Here is a 16,699-nt window from a genome sequence, read left to right as displayed (position 1 = left end):
GGCTGACGTCGAACGTTACCGCAAGCGCGCCTCGCGTGCAGCCGCGCCGTGCCGGTCGCGTGTCCCGCCGGCAGCCGCATTCGAGCGCGCCGATCGATCCAATCGCTCAACGCCCTCCCAAAAGCTGCAGCAAGCGCCACAGGAACTTGCACACCAGCACGATCAGCTCCCACAACTGCGCGAGCTGGTGCCAGCCTGCGGCACGCGGCGCATCGATCACGTCAGTACGCGGCGCGACGCGGCCAAGCGCGGCATATCGGCCGCATGCTCGGCCACGCGAAACACGGCCACCGCCGCTTCCAGCTGCGCCGCCTGCTCCTCGAGCGAAGCCGCGGCCGCCGCCGCTTGCTCGACGAGCGCGGCGTTCTGTTGCGTTACCTGGTCCATTTGCACGACGGCGCGATTGATTTGCTCGATCCCTGTCGATTGTTCGGTCGAGGCGGAGCTGATCTGGCCGATGATGTCGGTCACGCGCCGCACCGCCGCGACGACTTCCTCCATCGTCGAACCCGCGCGCGCGACAAGCGCGCCGCCCGCCTCCACCCGGTCCGCCGACGCGACGATCAGCGCCTTGATCTCCTTCGCGGCGCTCGCGCTGCGCTGCGCGAGGCTGCGCACTTCACCCGCGACGACTGCGAAGCCGCGCCCTTGCTCGCCCGCGCGCGCCGCTTCGACGGCGGCGTTCAACGCGAGGATGTTGGTCTGGAACGCGATCCCTTCGATCACGCCGATGATATCGCCGATCTGATTCGAGCTCGCGGCGATCTCGTTCATCGTCCGCACGACGTTGCCGACCACTTCGCCGCCGCGCGCGGCCGTCTCCGACGCGTCGGACGCGAGCGCGCTCGCCTGTTTCGCATGATCGGCGTTCTGCTTCACCGTCGACGTCAATTGCTCCATGCTCGACGCGGTCTGCTGCAGCGACGCGGCCTGCTGCTCCGTGCGCTGCGACAGATCGGCGTTGCCGGAGGCGATTTCGCGCGCGCCGTGCGTGATCGCCGCCGACCCGCCGCGCACTTGCGCAACCGTTGCGCAAAGCGCGGTCTGCATGCCCTCGATGCCCGCGAACAAGCGGCCCATCTCGTTGTTGCGCGACGTGTTGACCACGCCCGTGAGGTCGCCCGACGCGATACGCTCGAAATGGCGCACGGCCCCGTCGATCGGCCGCACGACCGCGGCGATGAGCGCCGCGCGCGCCAACACGCCGATGACGAACGCCGCTGCGGCAATCACGGCGGCCGCGATCAGCAGCCGACGAAACTGCGCCTGCGCGCCGTCATAGCGCGCTTCCTGATGCGCGACCTGCAGCGCTTCGAGCGCCGTCATCGCTTGCGCGTAGCGGACGTAGAGCGCATCGGCCGTCTGCGCTTGGATCGTGCGGAACGTGTTGAAGTCGTTTTGCGTGAGCGCCTGAAACTCGGGCTCGATTGCCTGCGCGACGAGCGCCGCGCGCGCCGCCTGCACCGCGCCGGCCAGCTTCGCCTCTTCGCCGGCGCGCGGCTTGCCCAGGTACGCCGCTAAATGCTCGTCGCTCTCCTTCAGCACGGCGTGCGCCTTCGGCAGCAAGTCGTCGCTCGCGCGTCCCATCGAAAACAGCGTTTCGAAGTTGCCGAGCGCAAGGCGCACTTGCAGCATGCGTTCGGAACTCGTTTTCAGGTGTGTGAGCGCGGCCGTGTCGGTCGCGTACATCTGCTCGAGCGCATCGTTGCTTTGCTTGAGACCGAGCATGCCGACTGCCATCGTGGCAATCAGCGCGAGCGTGAAGCCCGCGATCGTGAGCGTGAGCCCGCCGCGTATCGTGAAGCGTTTGAACATGGCATTCGGCGTGCGGCCGCGCCCGGGGCGAGGCGGCGCACGTTCCCCTCCGTAGTGGTGTGGTGCGCGCACGGATGGCTCTCTGACGGAGCGTCTGGGTTGGCTGACCCGGCCTGCTGCGAGCGGTCTTATCGGGCGGCGTCGTGCGTGCGGCGCCGCTCAATCTATGCGTTTCCTCGCGATTGCGCAATGCACGAAAGTCTCTAGCGCTGCACGGTCCTCAAGATCGGCTACCGAGGACAGACTCTTCTACTGCGCCCGCTTATCCGAAAAAATTTTCGCTTGCGCCGCCTCCGTTCGCTATCATGACCGCCAACCCACGCGCGGCGAAGCCGGACGCTGCCGCGTGCGGCTCATCATCACGGAGGAAGCCACCCATGAGCATCGTCAAAGAATTTAAGGAATTCGCCCTCAAGGGCAACGTGATGGACCTCGCGGTCGGCGTCATCATCGGCGGCGCGTTTTCGACCATCGTCAATTCGGTCGTCAAAGACCTGATCATGCCGATCGTCGGCGTCGCCACCGGCGGGCTCGACTTCTCCAACAAGTTCATCCGCCTAGGCAACATTCCCGCCAGCTTCAAGGGCAGTCCGGATTCGTACAAGGATCTGCAGACGGCCGGCGTCGCCGTGTTCGGCTACGGCTCGTTCATCACGGTGGCGATCAACTTCATCATTCTCGCGTTCATCATTTTCATGATGGTGAAGTTCATCAACAACCTGCGCAAACCGGCCGAGGCCGCCCCGGCCGAGCCGCCGCCCCCGGCCGAAGACGTGCTGCTGTTGCGCGAGATCCGCGATTCGCTGAAGACCTCGCCGCGCTGAACGCGCGCCGTCACGCGGGCGCCGCGCCGCTCATCCCCTGCGACTTCGCGCTCGCGGCGCTCTGAATCACCTCTTCGAGCTGATTGAAGTTCACGGGCTTGGTCAGATGCGACGTAAAGCCGGCTGCGAGGCAGCGGCGTATGTCGTCGTCGGTGCCGAAGCCGGTCAGCGCGATCGCGGGCGCCTGCGAGCGCTCGCGGAACGCGCCGATGAAGTCGAGCCCGGTGCCGTCCGGCAAGCCCACGTCGCTCACGATCAAGTCGAACACCGCGGACTGCGCGGCCGCCAGCGCGTCGGCCACGCGACCCGCCACGGTCACGTCGTGGCCGAGCCCGCGGATCAGTTGCGCCATGACTTCGGCCGTGTCCTCGTGGTCCTCGATCAGCAGGACCGTGAGCCGCTCCTCCGCCCGGCGCTCCGCGGGGGCCGCCGGCACAGGTTCGATCGCGGGTGTGGGCGCCGTCGGCAGCGTGATCGTGAAGGTCGCGCCGCAGTGCGGCCCCGGGCTCGCGGCGCTCACGGTGCCGCCGTGCACGTCGGTCAGCGCCTTCGTGATCGCGAGACCGAGACCGAGCCCGCCGAACTGCTGCGTCATCGTCTGGCTGCCCTGCTCGAACGCGTTGAACAGTTTGCCGATCTGCTCGGGCGCGATGCCGATGCCGGTGTCTTCGATCTCGATCTCCACCTGCATGCGCGAATCGCGCGTACGCACGTAGATATGGCCGCCGTCCGGCGTGAATTTCGCGGCGTTGCGCACGAGGTTCCAAAACATCTGCTGCAGGCGCGCGCGATCGGCGAGCACGAAGTGGTTCGCCGCGCGCTTGTCGATATGCACGTCCTGCTGCTTGATCTGGATCTCGCTGCGGAACAAATCCAGCACGGCGTCGATGACCTCGTGCACGTCGACCGTTTCCAGCGACAGCCGCAGCTTGCCGTTCGCCACACGGGTCAAGTCGAGCAAGTCGTCGATGAGCCGCGCCTCGAGTTCGATGTTGCGGCGGATCATCTTGACGTTCGAGCGCGCCGCTTCAGGCAAGTCGCTCATGAGCTCCAAGAGGCGCGTGCCGGCCAGCACCGGCGTGAGCGGCGTGCGCAGCTCGTGCGAGAGCATCGCGAGAAAGCGGTCCTTCGCGCGGTTCGCCTCTTCTGCCGACTGGCGCGCGCTTTGCTCGCCCGCAAGCAGCCGCTCGCGGTCCTCGATCGCCTCGCGCTGCGGATGAATATCGGTGCAGCTGCCGAACCATTTGCTCACGCGGCCGCCCGCATTGCGCACCGCGACGATGCGCGCGTCGAACCAGCGGTATTCACCCTCGCGCGAGCGGATGCGCAACTCGTGGCGGTAGTCGGAGGCGTCCATGCGGACCGTGTCGAGCCAGGTGCGGCGGATCTCCTCGCGGTCGTCGGGATGCACCGCGTCGAGCCACGCGAGGCCGCGCGACAGGTCGGCGTCGAGCCCCGTGTACTCGTACCACTGGGTCGAGAGGAAGTCGCAATCGCCGTTCGCGTTCCACGTCATCACGAGGTGCGGCAGCGCCTCCGACAAGCTGCGGTAAAACTGCTCGCGCTCGCGCAAGAGCGCCGCCTCCGCCGAGGCGCGCTGCAGCCGCACTTGCGACAGCACGCGCTCCACCGCTTCGGGCAGATAGTCGAGATAGCCCTCGGATTTCGGCACGACGTCGGAGACGCCAGCGCGCAGCGCCTCGATCACGCGCGATTCGTCGGCGAAGCCCGTGACGAGAATCGCGGGCAGCCGCACGCCTTCGATGCGCAGGCGGCGGAAGAAGTCGAGCCCGGTTTCCACGCCGTTCAGCTGATAGTCGAGCACGAGCAGATCGGGCGCATCGTTGGCGATGCACTCGCGCGCGGCGTTCACGCTCGCGCACGCGAACACGCGGCAGCCCGCGCGTTCGAGCGATTTGCGCGCGAGCCGGAGAATGCCCTCGTCGTCATCGACGACGAGCACATGGGCGGGTTCGGGAAACGAGACGTCGTCGGTCATGCTGGTCTTATCGTTGCGTTTTTTGCCTTCGTCATGACGGCGCGCGCATCGGCTGCTCCGGCAGCGATACGAAGAAGGTCGCGCCGGCGCCTTCGGCCGATTCGACCCAGACGCGTCCGCCATGCCGCTCGGTCATGCGCCGCACGAGCGCGAGGCCGATACCGTCCCCTTTCGCCACATCGCCGTGCAGCCGCTGGAACGCGTTGAACATTTTCGGCATGCAGGCGGCCGGAATGCCGAGCCCATTGTCGCGCACATAGTAGGTCCGCATCTGCGGTGTATCGGACGCAGGGGCAACCCATGCTGCGCCAGCCGATGCTTCGGCGGCCGATGCCGCAGCGCCCGGCGCAATGGCGCCCGCCCTCTCCGCCCTGGCTTCGGCCTCCCCATCGTCCTCGGGCGCGGCGAGCGTGCCGATCTCGATGCGCCCGGGCCGTTGCGGATCGAGATAGTTGACGGCATTGCCGATCAGATGGCTGAAAATCTGCTCGACCGCGCCCGCGTCGCCCCAGGCCGGCGGCAGCTCGGCCACTTCGAGCGCGGCGCCGCGCTCGGCAAGCGCCGGCTGCAGCCGCTCGACGATGCGCTCGACCACCCGCCCCACGTTCACGCGTTGCCACTGGTATTCGAGCCGGCCCGCGCGCGAAATCCGCAGGAGCGCGTCGATGATCGACGCCGAGCGCGCCACGGCGGTGCGCAAATAGTGCAGCGACTCGCTCAGGTCGCCGTCGAGCACGCTCGCGAGGCGCCCCCGGTCCGGCTCGCTCACGTGCGCGGCATCGAGCGTCGCGCGCAATTCGTCGCACGATACCTGCAGCTCCTGCGAAAACCCTTGCAGGTTCACGAGCGGCGAGCGCAGATCGTGGGACACGCTGTAGATGAACATCTCGTTGTCCTGCGTCTGCTGCCGCAGGTCGTCGTTCAGGCGCGTCAGTTCTTCGGCGCGCGCCTCCAGCTTTTCTTTCAGCGCGCCCTGGTCGCCCTCGGCCTGGCGCAATCGCTCGCTCGTCTGGTGCAGCACCGCGTCGAGCTGCGCGATCTCGTCGTCGCCGGAGAGCGGCGTGCCGAGCGATTGCCCGCGACCCAGGCGCTCGGCCTTGGCCGTCAGCGCCCCGAGCCGCCGCCCGATGTTGCCCGCCAGCGCGAGCGCCGCCAGCCCCCAGATCAGCATCGAGCCGGCGACGGCCGCGATCAGCGCGTCGCGCTGCGCCTCGCGCGTGCCCGCGAGCGCCTCGCTGCGCTCGCTGTCGAGGCGCGATTCCTCGGCGACGAAGGCGTCGAGCTGCTGGCGGAACTCCTGGATTTGCGGGGGCAGCGGCGTGCCCTCGAAGGCCGCGAGCACGATCGGGCGCTCACCGTCGGCCAGCGCCTCGTACACCTGGTTGGTCTGCGCCCGGTAGATGTCGACCGCCTCGCGCATGCGGTGCACGCGATCGAGCTGCAGCGGATTGTCGGCGACGAGACTTTGCAACTGCTCGAGCCGGTCGTTCAGGTCGATCCAGACCGCGTGCTTGTCGATGAACGAGGCATCGTCGACGATGATCGCCGCGCGCAGGCGCGAGGCCTGGCGCAAGAGCGGGTCCATGATCGTAGAAGCCTGATAGAGCACCTGCTTGCTGCGCGAGGCCCACAGCGCGGCCTGCGCCGCCTGCCCCTGCGTCTCGAACAACACGCCGAGCAGCGCAAGCTCGACGATGCTCGGCACGGCAATCAGCAACAAACCCTTGGTGAACAGTTTCATGTGCCCTTGGCAACCCTCTTGAGGCGCGCGCAGCGCACGAGCCGCCCGCTGGCCGATACAGAAGAACGGAGCAAGGAGCTGCGAGGCCTGATCGAGCGCCGCCAGGGCGCCGCACCAAGTGTGCGTGAGCCCGGACGGGCTCATTATCGATGCAGTTTTGAGATATTACAACGGAGCCAAAAGTAGCGACGCCGCACAGAAAGATGGCTTTTTTATGTCGTCGAAGCGCACGCGGACGAATCTCGGGCCTATTATTGAGAAACACGCCGAATTCAGCAGGGTGCGCGAACCGCGGCGATTCGGCAGGCAGTGTGCGAGCATCCGGAGAGCACGGGTGAGACGTCGAATGACCGTGAATCCCCAATTTTCGTATGCTATAAAAGATCGACGTGCGGCGCGCGAAGCCGGGAGTGGTCGCATGAAGACGCTGTGTTTCTTGCAATTCTTTTTCAGGCGAATTTTTATGTCCTTCCCGAGAAAGCGCAGGCGCGCGCGAGTGGACAACGAGGAGTCGTTCCTCGCTGTGCTGCGTCATTTCAAGCCGTTCGGCCAACTCGATACGAAGATCGCGCGTGCGCGAGCCCAGGACGAACCGGTTCTGTATGCCCACGTCCTGCCGGGCCTGGACGTTCTGCTTTGTAGCGTGCGCGGCGCGCAGCCGCCCTATCCGGCCATCGAGGAACTCCACCGGCGCTGCGTCGAGTCGATCGCGAACGCGCTCGAGCAGCCGCTCGACGGGCTCGAGAACGGCGGGTACTGGTACGAGGCAAACGGCTTCGGTTTTCTCGTGTTCGCGAGCCGCGCGCGGGCGCGGATTCTGCCGGAGTTCGGCGCGGGCGTCGTGCGACGCGGCACGCGGCGCCAGGATGCGGGAGACGCGGCGCCGCGCTCGCTCCGGTAAAGCGTTCCCCCGCCGGCTCAGCGCCTCGGCCGCACCACGTCGATGAACGCGGAGAAATCCGCGTCCGAGAGGCCCATCGCCCCCGCGAGCCGCAACACCTGCTGCACCGCCCCCGATACCGGCATCGCCGCGCCAACCTCGCGCGCGGCGTCGGCCACCGTGTCGACATCCTTCTGATACGTCTTCAGCGCGCCGATCGGCGCAAAGCCCGCGCTCGTCATGCGCGGCACGAACGTCTGCAATAGCGTCGAATCCGCCCAGCCGCCCGCGAGCGCTTCGGCAAGACGCGCGGCGTCGATGCCGGAGAGTTGCGCGAGATTCACCGCTTCGGCAATCGCCGCAATGGTCGCGGAGACGATCGCCTGGTTGCACAGCTTGGTGGTCTGACCGGCGCCGGCCGGGCCCATGTGCGTAACGCGCGCGGCATACGCGCGGATGGCCGGCGTGAGCGCGGCGACGTCGTCCGCCGCGCCGCCCGCCATCACCGCGAGCGTGCCCGCTTCGGCGCCCGGCACGCCGCCCGATACCGGCGCGTCGACCCAGCCCACGCCCGCCGCTGCCGCGCGCTCGGCGTACGCGCGCGTGGCCGACGGCGGAATGCTCGAATGATCGACGATCCAGCGCACGCGGCTCGCGCCGGCGTCCGCCGTGTCCTCGCCGATCACGCCCCCAAGGCCGAACACGACTTCCTCGACTGCATGCGCGTCCGTCACGCACAGGAACACCGCGTCCACGCGAGACACGAGCTCGCGCGGCGTATCGACGGCACGCGCGCCGTCTGCGGCAAGCGCGTCGGCTTTCGCGCGCGTCCGGTTCCAGACCCACACGGTATGGCCCGCGCGCAACAAGCGCCGAATCATCGGCGCGCCCATGAGCCCAGGTCCGCAAAATCCAATTTCCATTCCGACTCCTTCACTGCCGCGATCACTTGAACCGGCCCTCATGATACCGGCCGCCTCGCCGCGCGGCATGCTGCTTGCGCTATGGACGGTGTCGCACCGAGCGTTACCTATACTTGTCCAACAATCGGAGTCATCCCAGGAGGAGGCATCATGAACGACCACGTCTACAAGCAGATCGAACTCACCGGCTCGTCGACGCAATCGAGCGACGACGCGATTCGCTGTGCGATCGCGAAGGCGTCGAAGACGCTGCGCAACCTGCATTGGTTCCAGGTGACGGACACGCGCGGCCAGATCGAGAACGACAAGGTCGTCCACTGGCAGGTGACCATCAAAGTCGGCTTGCGCATCGACGATTAGCGCCAAGCCGCGCGCGTGGCATCCCGAACGCCGGCGCGCGGCGCTGACGTGCGGGCAAGAAAAAGGGCTGCGCCCCTCGAGACGCAGCCCTTGGATAGGGCATTGCCATCGGCGATGGCAACCGCGCGCGCGTTCGGCCTTATCTGCCGCCGCGCGCGTGACTCAGCAGGCTTACTTCGGCAGCGCACCGTCGACGCCTTCGACATACCAGTTGAGCCGCTGCAGCTCCGGATCGGCGAGCGTCTTGCCTGCCGGAATCTTCATGGCGCCCGACTGATCCTTGATCGGGCCCGTGAACACGTCCCACTTGCCGCTTGCCAGTTCGTCGCGCTTCGCGGCCACCGCCTGCAGCGCATTCGCCGGGATCGCCGCGGTGTTCAGGTCCTCCAGATTGACGGCCTTCTGCGGAAGCCCCCACCACACCGGCGCGTTCGTCCACTTGCCGTCGAGCACCTGCTGAATCGCGGCGACGTAGTAGACGCCCCAGTGTGCGACAACCGAACCGAGGTGCGCGTCAGGCCCGAACTTCTTCATGTCCGAATCCCAGCCGAACGCGTGCACGTGCTTCTCGGACGCGGTCGCGAGCGTGGCGCTCGAATCGGTGTTCTGCAGGAGCACATCGGCGCCCTGCCCGATCAGCGTCTCGGCCGCCTGCTTTTCCTTGCCCGGATCGAACCAGCTGTTGATCCAGATAACCTTGGTATGAATCTTCGGATTCACCGAGCGCGCGCCGAGCGTATACGCGTTGATGTTGCGCACGACCTCCGGAATCGGCACCGACGCGACGAAGCCAAGCGTATTCGTCTTCGTCACATAGCCCGCGGCGACGCCCGCGAGGTACGCGCCCTGATACATCCGCACGTCGTAGGTGCCGAAGTTCGGCGCCTTCTTGTAGCCGGTCGAGTGCAGGAAGACGGTGTCCGGGAAATCCTTCGCGACCTTCAGCTCGAAATCCTGATAGCCGAAGCTCGTGCCGATGATGATCTTGTTGCCCTTGCTCGCGAGGTCACGGAACACGCGCTCCGAGTCCGCCGACTCGGGCACGTTCTCGACGCGCGTGATCTTGATCTTGCTGCCGAGCTTCGCCTCGGCTTCCTTCGAGCCCTGGTCGTGCGCGAAGGTCCAGCCGGCGTCGCCCGGGTTGCCGAGGTAGACGAACGCGACGCCCGGCACGTCGGCGGCTTGCGCGCCCTGCAACAGTGCGCCGCCGCAGGCGAGCACCGCGGCCGCGGCAAACGTGGTCAATACTTTTCTTCTCATTAGGATTCTCCAGTCGTGTGATTGATGTGCGAAAGGGACGTTGAAGGGATAGTGAAACTCATGGGTGCGAGGCGCCTCTCGAACTCAGCTCGTCGCAAAGAACGGTTTGCCGAGCGACGCGGGCGCGTTCAGCTTGATCGTGTTCGGATTGCGCGAGATCACGGCCAGCACGACGACGGTCGCGACATACGGCAGCATCGCGAGAAACTGCGTCGGTACCGGCACGCCGATCGCCTGCGCGTAGAACTGCAGGCCCATCACCGCGCCGAACAGCAGCGAGCCGATCACGAGGCGCCCGGGCCGCCACGTCGAGAACACGACGAGCGCAAGCGCGATCCAGCCGTAGCCCGCGGTCAGCTGCTCCTGCCACAGATGCAGATAGACGATCGAGTAGTAGCCGCCTGCGAGCCCGGCCATGCCGCCGCCGAACAGCACCGCGCCATAGCGCACGCCGATCACCGGAAAGCCGACCGAATGCGCGACCTGCGGCGACTCGCCGACCGAGCGCAGCACGAGCCCGGCGCGCGTGCGATAGAGGAACCAGCCGACCACGCCGAACATCGCGAACGCGAGATAGCCGAGCGGCGTCAGGCTGAAGAACGCGGGCCCGAGCACGGGGATTTGCGAAAGGCCCGGAATCGGCCACACGCCGATCGTCGCGCGCACGGCCGCCGACGTATAGGGCTTGCCGACATACGCCGACAAGCCGATGCCGAAGATCGTCAGCGACAGGCCCGTGGCGACCTGATTGGCGAGCATCGTGAGCGTGAGGAAGGCGAACAAGAGCGCCATCGCGACGCCGGCCACGATGGCCGCGACCACGCCGAGCCACGGGCTGCCCGTGATGGCCGTCACCGCATAGCCGCTGACGGCGCCCATCAGCATCATCCCTTCGAGGCCCAGGTTGAGCACCCCCGATTTTTCGGCGACGAGTTCGCCGACGCCGGCGAGCATCAGCGGAATCGCGGCGATGACGGCGGTCGAGGCGAGCGTGCTGGCTTGTTGAATGTCCATGTGTGAGATCGGGTTCCGGATCGAATCGGTGGCGGTAATTTGCGGGATGCGTCAATGAGCCGCGGCGGCCGTTCTGCGGCGCACGCGGTAGTTGACGAACAAGTCCGCGCCGAGCAGACAGAACAGCAAGAGGCCCTGGAACACGCCGCTCAGCGCTTGCGGCAACTGCAGCGACGTCTGCACCGATTCGCCGCCGAGATACAAGAGCGCCATCAAGAGGCTCGCGAGCACGATGCCGACCGGATGCAGCCGGCCGACGAACACGACGATGATCGCCGTGAAGCCGTAGCCCGGCGACCACGTCGCCTGCAACTGGCCGATCGGGCCCGCGATCTCGCCCATCCCCGCGAGGCCGGCGAACCCGCCGCTGATGAGGAGCGACATCCAGATCGTCTTCTTGTCCGAGAAGCCCGCGTAGCGTGCGGCGAGCGGCGCCAGGCCGCCGACGTTCATCCGATACCCGGCGAAGCTCTTGCGCATGAAGATCCACACGAGCGGAATCGCGGCCAGCGTCAGCACGATCGACGCGTTCAGACGCGTGCCGCGCAGGAAATGCCAATGCCAGTCGCCGCCGAACGTCGGGTACAGGGCGTCGCCCGAGAACATCTCGGAGAGCGGAAAGTTCATCCCTTGCGGATCGCGCCACGGGCCGCTCACGAGGTAGATCAGCAATTGCGTCGCGACGTAGGTGAGCATCAGGCTCGTCAGGATTTCGCTCGTGTTGAAGCGGCTCTTCAGGAACGCCGGAATCGCCGCCCACACCATGCCGCCCACGATGCCCGCAAGCATCATCAGCGCGAGAATCCACCAGCCGGTCGATTGATCGAAGTAGATCGCGACGCCGCTCGCCGCAATGCCTCCCAGCAGCATCTGCCCTTCGGCGCCGATGTTCCAGACGTTCGCCCGGTAGCCGATCGCGAGCCCCAGGCCGATCAGGCACAACGGCGACGCTTTGAGCAGCAGCTCTGACCAGCCGTTCACGGTCGAGAGGGGATCGATGAAAAACGCGCGCATCGCATCGGCCGGATCTTTGCCGACCAGGCCGAAGATCAAAAAGCCGATCACGAGCGTGAGGAGCGCGGCGATCAGCGGCACCGCAAGCTGCATCTTGCGGGACGGCGTGGTGCGCGCTTCGAGTCGATAGGGGAAGTGCATGGTTTTCCAGGTAGCGTGTCGTGTTATCTGATCTCTCGTTGCGCTCCGGCGCTTGCCGCGCTATCCGAGGGATGCACGGGATGCGCGCGGCGCGCTATACATGCGCCGGCTCTTCCGCAGGCGGCGGCACGGCGCCGCCCTTGCCGTCGAAAAGACCCGCCATCCAAAGGCCGATTTCCTCGGCGTTCGTCTCGCCCGTCTTGCGCGACGGCGACAAGCGTCCGCGCGCAAGCACGGCGATCCGGTCGCAGATGTCGAACAGCTCGTCGAGCTCTTCGGAGATCACGAGCACCGCGACGCCGCGCGCCGACAAATCGAGCAGCTGCTGGCGAATGAACGCCGACGCGCCCACATCGACACCCCAGGTCGGCTGCGCGACGACCAGCACCTTCGGCGCCTGCAGCATCTCGCGTCCGACGATGAACTTCTGCAAGTTGCCGCCTGAGAGCGACTGCGCGAGCGCATCCGGGCCGCCGCAGCGCACGTCGAACGCCTCGATGCAGCGCTGCGCAAACCCGCGCATCGCCTTCGCGCTGATCCAGCCGGAGCGCACCATCTGCTGACGGTGTCCGGTGAGCAGCGCATTCTCGGCAAGCGACATCGCGGGCACCGCGCCGCGCCCCAAGCGTTCTTCCGGCACGAACGCGAAGCCGAGCTTGCGCCGCCCGCCCGCCCCGAGCTTGCCTGCCGGCTTGCCGCAGATCGTCACCGCATCGGCCTTTTCGCCATGCGCCGGCCCGCCCTGCTTCTCGCCCGAAAGCGCCGCGAGCAGTTCCGCCTGCCCGTTGCCCGACACGCCCGCGATGCCGAAGATCTCGCCCGCGTGGACGTCGAACGAGACGTTCTCGAGCGACGTGCCGAACGGATCTTCGCTCGCGACCGACAGTTGCTTCACGCTCAGCAGCACGTCGCCCGGCTGATGCGGGCGGCGCGTGTAGTCGGGCAGCGAATGCCCGACCATCAACTGCGCGAGCGACGCATGCGTTTCGTTGCGCGGCTTCACGTTGCCTGTCACGCGGCCGCCGCGCATCACGGTGGCCGTATCGCACAGCTCCTGGATCTCGTCGAGCTTGTGGCTGATGTAGAGAATGCTGCAGCCCTCCGCCGCGAGCCGCCTGAGCGTCTCGAAGAGCTTCCTCACCGCTTGCGGCGTGAGCACCGAGGTGGGCTCGTCCATGATCAGGAGGCGCGGATTCTGCAGCAGGCAGCGCACGATCTCGACGCGCTGCCGCTCGCCCACCGTCAAGCTGTGCACGTGGCGCTGCGGATCGATATCGAGCCCGTATTCGGCCGACACCTCCCTGATGCGCTTGCCCAGCGCCTTCAAGTCGAACTTTTCGTCGAGCGCGAGCGCGATGTTCTCGCCGACGGTCAGCGTCTCGAACAGCGAAAAGTGCTGGAACACCATGCCGATGCCGAGCTTGCGCGCGGCGGCCGGATTCGCGATGTCGACGACTTGCCCTTCCCAGCGGATCTCGCCGGCATCGGGCCGCACCGCGCCGTAGATGATCTTCATCAGCGTGCTCTTGCCCGCGCCGTTCTCACCGAGCACAGCGTGGATCTCGCCGGGTGCGACGACGAGGCTCACGTTGTCGTTGGCGCGCACGGCCGGGTATTGCTTGCTGATGCCCGCAAGCGCGAGGCGCGGCACGGCGGTAGTCGCGCTTGCGCCCGCCGCATGGCCGTCGAGAGTGGTGGAGTCGCTCATGTGATTCAGTCGTTTAGCCTAAAAAAACAGCTTGATTAATCCAACGTCACGCGATCGGAACGAAACTATTTTGAGTTGAAAATGAAATGAATCAGTAAGAAACAATCAAGATCGGTTCGAATATGCCGCCGCGTTCCGCCATGCACGGCCGTCCGGCGCAATTGCCGGGTGACGATACCGAAATCGGGCCATACCGTCGAGCCGTCAAAATTCGCTGCGGACAAGGCGCTAAGCCCCGCCCCGCCGCGCTCTGCGGGTATCCCACTCTTGACGCAACTTTCTGCGCATATTAAAAACGATATACCCCCGCCCCCGTTCGATCAGCCCGAATATATAACCCGGAGAAATCATGAGTCAGCAACGCGAGGCGATCGACACCTATTTACTGCGCGTCTTGCATACCCTATTGATGGAACGCAGCGTGACGCGTGCGGCCGTCAAGCTCAATCAGTCGCAACCCGCAATCAGCGCGGCGCTGCGGCGCCTGCGCGACATCACGGGCGACCCGCTCCTCGTGCGCGGCAAGTCCGGCATGGTGCCGACCGAATACGGCCTGCGTCTGCTCGAGCCCGTGCAGAACGCGCTGCGCGAAATCGAGCGCATCAAGTTCCAGCAGCACAACTTCGATCCGGCGACGTCGATCCGCTGCTATCGGATCGGCTGCCCCGACTACCTGAACGTGCTGTTCGTGCCGACGGTGGTCGAGCGCTTCCGCCAGGCGGCGCCGAACGCGACGCTCGAATTCCATTCGCTCGGCCCCGCGTTCGACTACGAGCTCGCGCTCGAAGACGGCAAGCTCGACATCGTCGTCGGCAACTGGCCCGAGCCGCCCGAGCAGCTGCACTTGTCGAACCTGTTCGTCGACCAGATCGTCTGCCTGATGAGCAACACGCATCCGTTCGCCAAGCGCGGCAGCCTCACGCTCGACCAATACCTGAACGCCCCGCATCTCGCGCCGACGCCCTACTCGGTCGGCCAGCGCGGCGCGATCGACGTGCATCTCGCGCGCGAGCGCTTGAAGCGCCACGTGGTCGTCACGCTGCCGTACTTCAACCTCGCGCCGTACGTGCTCGTCAAATCCGATCTGATCTTCACGACCACCCGCCTCTTTGCCGACCATTACGCGAAGTTCCTTCCGTTGACGGTTATCCCGGCGCCGCTCGATTTCCCGCCGATGCAGTACTACCAACTTTGGCACGAGCGCTGCCACTATTCCGACGAAGTGCGGTGGCTGCGCGGGCTCGTCGCCGAGGCAACCAAGACGCTGATCGATCGCCCTTGAGGCGAGCTGCTGTCAGCGGCTCGCGCTCAGCGCGCCGCTTCGTACAAATCCTTTGCCAACCGGTTGTGCCGCTCGACGACGGGCCCCAAGTCGACCGTCGCGAGCCGGCCTTCCCGCACCACCACCTTCCCGCCGATCACGCTATAAGCCGCCTGCGACGGCGCGCAAAACACCAGCGCCGCGACCGGATCGTGCAACGCGCCCGCAAAGAGCGGCTGGCGCAGATCGAACGCGACGAAATCCGCCGCCATGCCCGGCGCCAGCGCGCCGATGTCGTCGCGGTTGAGCACCTTTGCGCCGCCCAGCGTCGCGATTTCGAGCGCTTCGCGCGCGGTCATCGCATCGGGCCCGAAGCCGACGCGCTGCAACAGCAGCGCCTGGCGCACCTCGGCGACCATCTGCGCGCCGTCGTTGGACGCCGAGCCGTCGACGCCCAGCCCCACCGGCACGCCCGCCAAGCGCATCTTGCGGACCGGCGCGATGCCGGACGCGAGCCGCATGTTCGAGCACGGACAATGCGCGACGCCCGTGCCGGTGCGTGCGAAGAGCGCGATGCCGGGCTCGTCGAGCTGCACGCAGTGCGCGTGCCAGACGTCGCGCCCGACCCAGCCCAGGTCCTCGGCATATTCGGCCGGCGTCATGCCGAACTTTTCGCGGCTGTAGGCGAGGTCGTTGACGTTCTCGGCCAGATGCGTGTGCAGCGACACGCCGTACTGGCGTGCGAGCGCGGCCGATTCGCGCATCAAGTCGCGGCTCACCGAAAACGGCGAGCACGGCGCGACCACGACGCGCAGCATCGCGTAGCGTCCTTCGTCGTGATACGTCTCGATCAGGCGCTGTGTGTCCGTCAGGATGTCGGCCTCGCGCTCGACCACGGAATCCGGCGGCAGGCCGCCGTCCTTCTGTCCGACGCTCATGCTGCCGCGGCTCGCGTGAAAGCGCATGCCGATGCGTTTTGCCGCCGCGATGCTGTCGTCGAGCCGGCTGCCGTTCGGGTAGAGGTACAGATGGTCGCTCGACGTCGTGCAGCCCGAGAGCAGCAGCTCGGCCATCGCGGTCAGCGTCGAGACTTCGATCATCTCGGGCGTCAGGTTCGCCCAGACCCGGTACAGATTCGTCAGCCAGCCGAAGAGTTCGGCATCCTGCGCGGCGGGAATCGCGCGCGTCAGGCTTTGGTACATGTGGTGGTGCGTGTTGACGAGCCCGGGAATCACGAGATGCCCGCGCAAATCCAGCACTTCGTCGGCCGTCTGCGGCAGCTCGGCCGTGGGGCCGACCGCGACGATCCGGTTGTCCTCGATATAAAGGCCCGCGTCGCGCAATTCGCGCCGCGCGCCGTCCATCGTCACGAGCACGTCCGCGTGCCTGACGAGCATCGTTTTGCCGTCTGCCTTGCCCTGGGTGTCCCGGCCGCTCGGATTGCCGGCCGCAGCGCCCATGTGCTGCTCCATCGTCATTCGTGTCTCCGCTTCAAAGGTGCCTGTCTAGGCGGTAAGCAAAGCCGTCCGAACGCGATCCGCGGGGAGCACGCCGCCGGTGCCCTCGCGTTCGTGTCGTTCGAACGCACTGGCCCGGTTACCCGGCGTGCTGCGCCGTCTTCGGGATGCACAGCCGCGCTGCGCATGTCGCTACGATCTGAAGCCAAAATAGCGCTGGCAATGTCCGCCGTTGCGATACCCGGATTCACACCTCCAATATATTCAGCGAATTTTGGTGTGGATAGGATTGGAAACGGACG

At 66.5% G+C, this 16,699-nt stretch carries 13 protein-coding genes; 4 read left to right on the top strand and 9 right to left on the bottom strand.

The genetic code is table 11. The features are described 5' to 3' along the window. Positions 1–216 precede the first annotated feature (216 nt). Entirely contained in the window at positions 217–1,815 is a 1,599-nt protein-coding gene (locus tag J3489_RS21675; RefSeq protein ID WP_207001504.1) for a methyl-accepting chemotaxis protein, read from the bottom strand. A gap of 377 nt (positions 1,816–2,192) precedes the next feature. Here J3489_RS21675 and mscL point away from each other — a divergent pair, with 377 nt between their 5' ends. Continuing rightward, on the top strand, positions 2,193–2,639 hold the full coding sequence (gene mscL / locus J3489_RS21670; RefSeq protein WP_207001502.1) for a large conductance mechanosensitive channel protein MscL: 447 nt from the start codon (positions 2,193–2,195) through the stop codon (positions 2,637–2,639). A gap of 10 nt (positions 2,640–2,649) precedes the next feature. Here the strand turns inward: mscL and J3489_RS21665 are convergent, their stop codons facing one another. Further along, on the bottom strand, positions 2,650–4,638 hold the full coding sequence (locus J3489_RS21665; RefSeq protein WP_207001500.1) for a hybrid sensor histidine kinase/response regulator: 1,989 nt from the start codon (positions 4,636–4,638) through the stop codon (positions 2,650–2,652). 31 nt (positions 4,639–4,669) lie between these two features. Next, entirely contained in the window at positions 4,670–6,379 is a 1,710-nt protein-coding gene (locus J3489_RS21660; protein WP_207001498.1) for a sensor histidine kinase, read from the bottom strand. 418 nt (positions 6,380–6,797) lie between these two features. On the opposite strand from J3489_RS21660, the gene J3489_RS21655 reads away from it, so the two are divergent. Continuing rightward, positions 6,798–7,280, top strand: a complete 483-nt coding sequence (locus tag J3489_RS21655; RefSeq protein WP_207001496.1) for a hypothetical protein — start codon at positions 6,798–6,800, stop codon at positions 7,278–7,280. A gap of 17 nt (positions 7,281–7,297) precedes the next feature. On the opposite strand, the gene J3489_RS21650 is transcribed toward J3489_RS21655, so the two are convergent. Next, on the bottom strand, positions 7,298–8,182 hold the full coding sequence (locus J3489_RS21650; protein ID WP_242540189.1) for an NAD(P)-dependent oxidoreductase: 885 nt from the start codon (positions 8,180–8,182) through the stop codon (positions 7,298–7,300). A gap of 150 nt (positions 8,183–8,332) precedes the next feature. Here J3489_RS21650 and J3489_RS21645 point away from each other — a divergent pair, with 150 nt between their 5' ends. Continuing rightward, positions 8,333–8,542: a dodecin gene (locus tag J3489_RS21645; RefSeq protein ID WP_207001492.1), complete on the top strand. Its 210-nt coding sequence runs from the start codon at positions 8,333–8,335 to the stop codon at positions 8,540–8,542. Positions 8,543–8,713: 171 nt separating this feature from the next. Here J3489_RS21645 and J3489_RS21640 read toward each other — a convergent pair whose 3' ends face one another. The 4 genes from J3489_RS21640 to J3489_RS21625 all read right to left on the bottom strand — a co-directional run bounded on the left by J3489_RS21640 (position 8,714) and on the right by J3489_RS21625 (position 13,679). Next, positions 8,714–9,802, bottom strand: a complete 1,089-nt coding sequence (locus J3489_RS21640; protein WP_207001490.1) for a BMP family ABC transporter substrate-binding protein — start codon at positions 9,800–9,802, stop codon at positions 8,714–8,716. A gap of 84 nt (positions 9,803–9,886) precedes the next feature. Next, positions 9,887–10,816, bottom strand: coding sequence for an ABC transporter permease (locus tag J3489_RS21635; protein ID WP_207001489.1), 930 nt, complete (start codon positions 10,814–10,816; stop codon positions 9,887–9,889). Between the two features lie 51 nt (positions 10,817–10,867). Then, the gene (locus tag J3489_RS21630; RefSeq protein ID WP_207001486.1) at positions 10,868–11,971 is read right to left on the bottom strand and encodes an ABC transporter permease; all 1,104 of its coding nucleotides are present in this window, start codon (positions 11,969–11,971) and stop codon (positions 10,868–10,870) included. Between the two features lie 94 nt (positions 11,972–12,065). Continuing rightward, on the bottom strand, positions 12,066–13,679 hold the full coding sequence (locus J3489_RS21625; protein WP_207001484.1) for an ABC transporter ATP-binding protein: 1,614 nt from the start codon (positions 13,677–13,679) through the stop codon (positions 12,066–12,068). A gap of 349 nt (positions 13,680–14,028) precedes the next feature. Between J3489_RS21625 and J3489_RS21620 the strand changes: the two genes are divergently transcribed. Beyond that, complete coding sequence (locus J3489_RS21620) at positions 14,029–14,961, top strand: LysR substrate-binding domain-containing protein (RefSeq protein ID WP_207001482.1); 933 nt, start codon at positions 14,029–14,031, stop codon at positions 14,959–14,961. 26 nt (positions 14,962–14,987) lie between these two features. Here the strand turns inward: J3489_RS21620 and J3489_RS21615 are convergent, their stop codons facing one another. Beyond that, the gene (locus J3489_RS21615) at positions 14,988–16,418 is read right to left on the bottom strand and encodes an 8-oxoguanine deaminase (protein WP_207001480.1); all 1,431 of its coding nucleotides are present in this window, start codon (positions 16,416–16,418) and stop codon (positions 14,988–14,990) included. Between the last annotated feature and the right edge of the window lie 281 nt (positions 16,419–16,699).

Origin of the sequence: Trinickia mobilis, from assembly GCF_017315705.1 — a bacterium.
Taxonomy (GTDB): Bacteria; Pseudomonadota; Gammaproteobacteria; order Burkholderiales; family Burkholderiaceae; genus Trinickia_A; species Trinickia_A mobilis.
This window is presented reverse-complemented; position numbering and strand designations above follow the sequence as displayed.

Bases quoted from the DNA above. Each gene is read 5' to 3' on its own strand.
- J3489_RS21675 (WP_207001504.1), bottom strand. From the start codon at position 1,815: ATGTTCAAACGCTTCACGATACGCGGCGGGCTCACGCTCACGATCGCG.
- mscL (WP_207001502.1), top strand. From the start codon at position 2,193: ATGAGCATCGTCAAAGAATTTAAGGAATTCGCCCTCAAGGGCAACGTG.
- J3489_RS21665 (WP_207001500.1), bottom strand. From the start codon at position 4,638: ATGACCGACGACGTCTCGTTTCCCGAACCCGCCCATGTGCTCGTCGTC.
- J3489_RS21660 (WP_207001498.1), bottom strand. From the start codon at position 6,379: ATGAAACTGTTCACCAAGGGTTTGTTGCTGATTGCCGTGCCGAGCATC.
- J3489_RS21655 (WP_207001496.1), top strand. From the start codon at position 6,798: ATGAAGACGCTGTGTTTCTTGCAATTCTTTTTCAGGCGAATTTTTATG.
- J3489_RS21650 (WP_242540189.1), bottom strand. From the start codon at position 8,182: ATGGAAATTGGATTTTGCGGACCTGGGCTCATGGGCGCGCCGATGATT.
- J3489_RS21645 (WP_207001492.1), top strand. From the start codon at position 8,333: ATGAACGACCACGTCTACAAGCAGATCGAACTCACCGGCTCGTCGACG.
- J3489_RS21640 (WP_207001490.1), bottom strand. From the start codon at position 9,802: ATGAGAAGAAAAGTATTGACCACGTTTGCCGCGGCCGCGGTGCTCGCC.
- J3489_RS21635 (WP_207001489.1), bottom strand. From the start codon at position 10,816: ATGGACATTCAACAAGCCAGCACGCTCGCCTCGACCGCCGTCATCGCC.
- J3489_RS21630 (WP_207001486.1), bottom strand. From the start codon at position 11,971: ATGCACTTCCCCTATCGACTCGAAGCGCGCACCACGCCGTCCCGCAAG.
- J3489_RS21625 (WP_207001484.1), bottom strand. From the start codon at position 13,679: ATGAGCGACTCCACCACTCTCGACGGCCATGCGGCGGGCGCAAGCGCG.
- J3489_RS21620 (WP_207001482.1), top strand. From the start codon at position 14,029: ATGAGTCAGCAACGCGAGGCGATCGACACCTATTTACTGCGCGTCTTG.
- J3489_RS21615 (WP_207001480.1), bottom strand. From the start codon at position 16,418: ATGACGATGGAGCAGCACATGGGCGCTGCGGCCGGCAATCCGAGCGGC.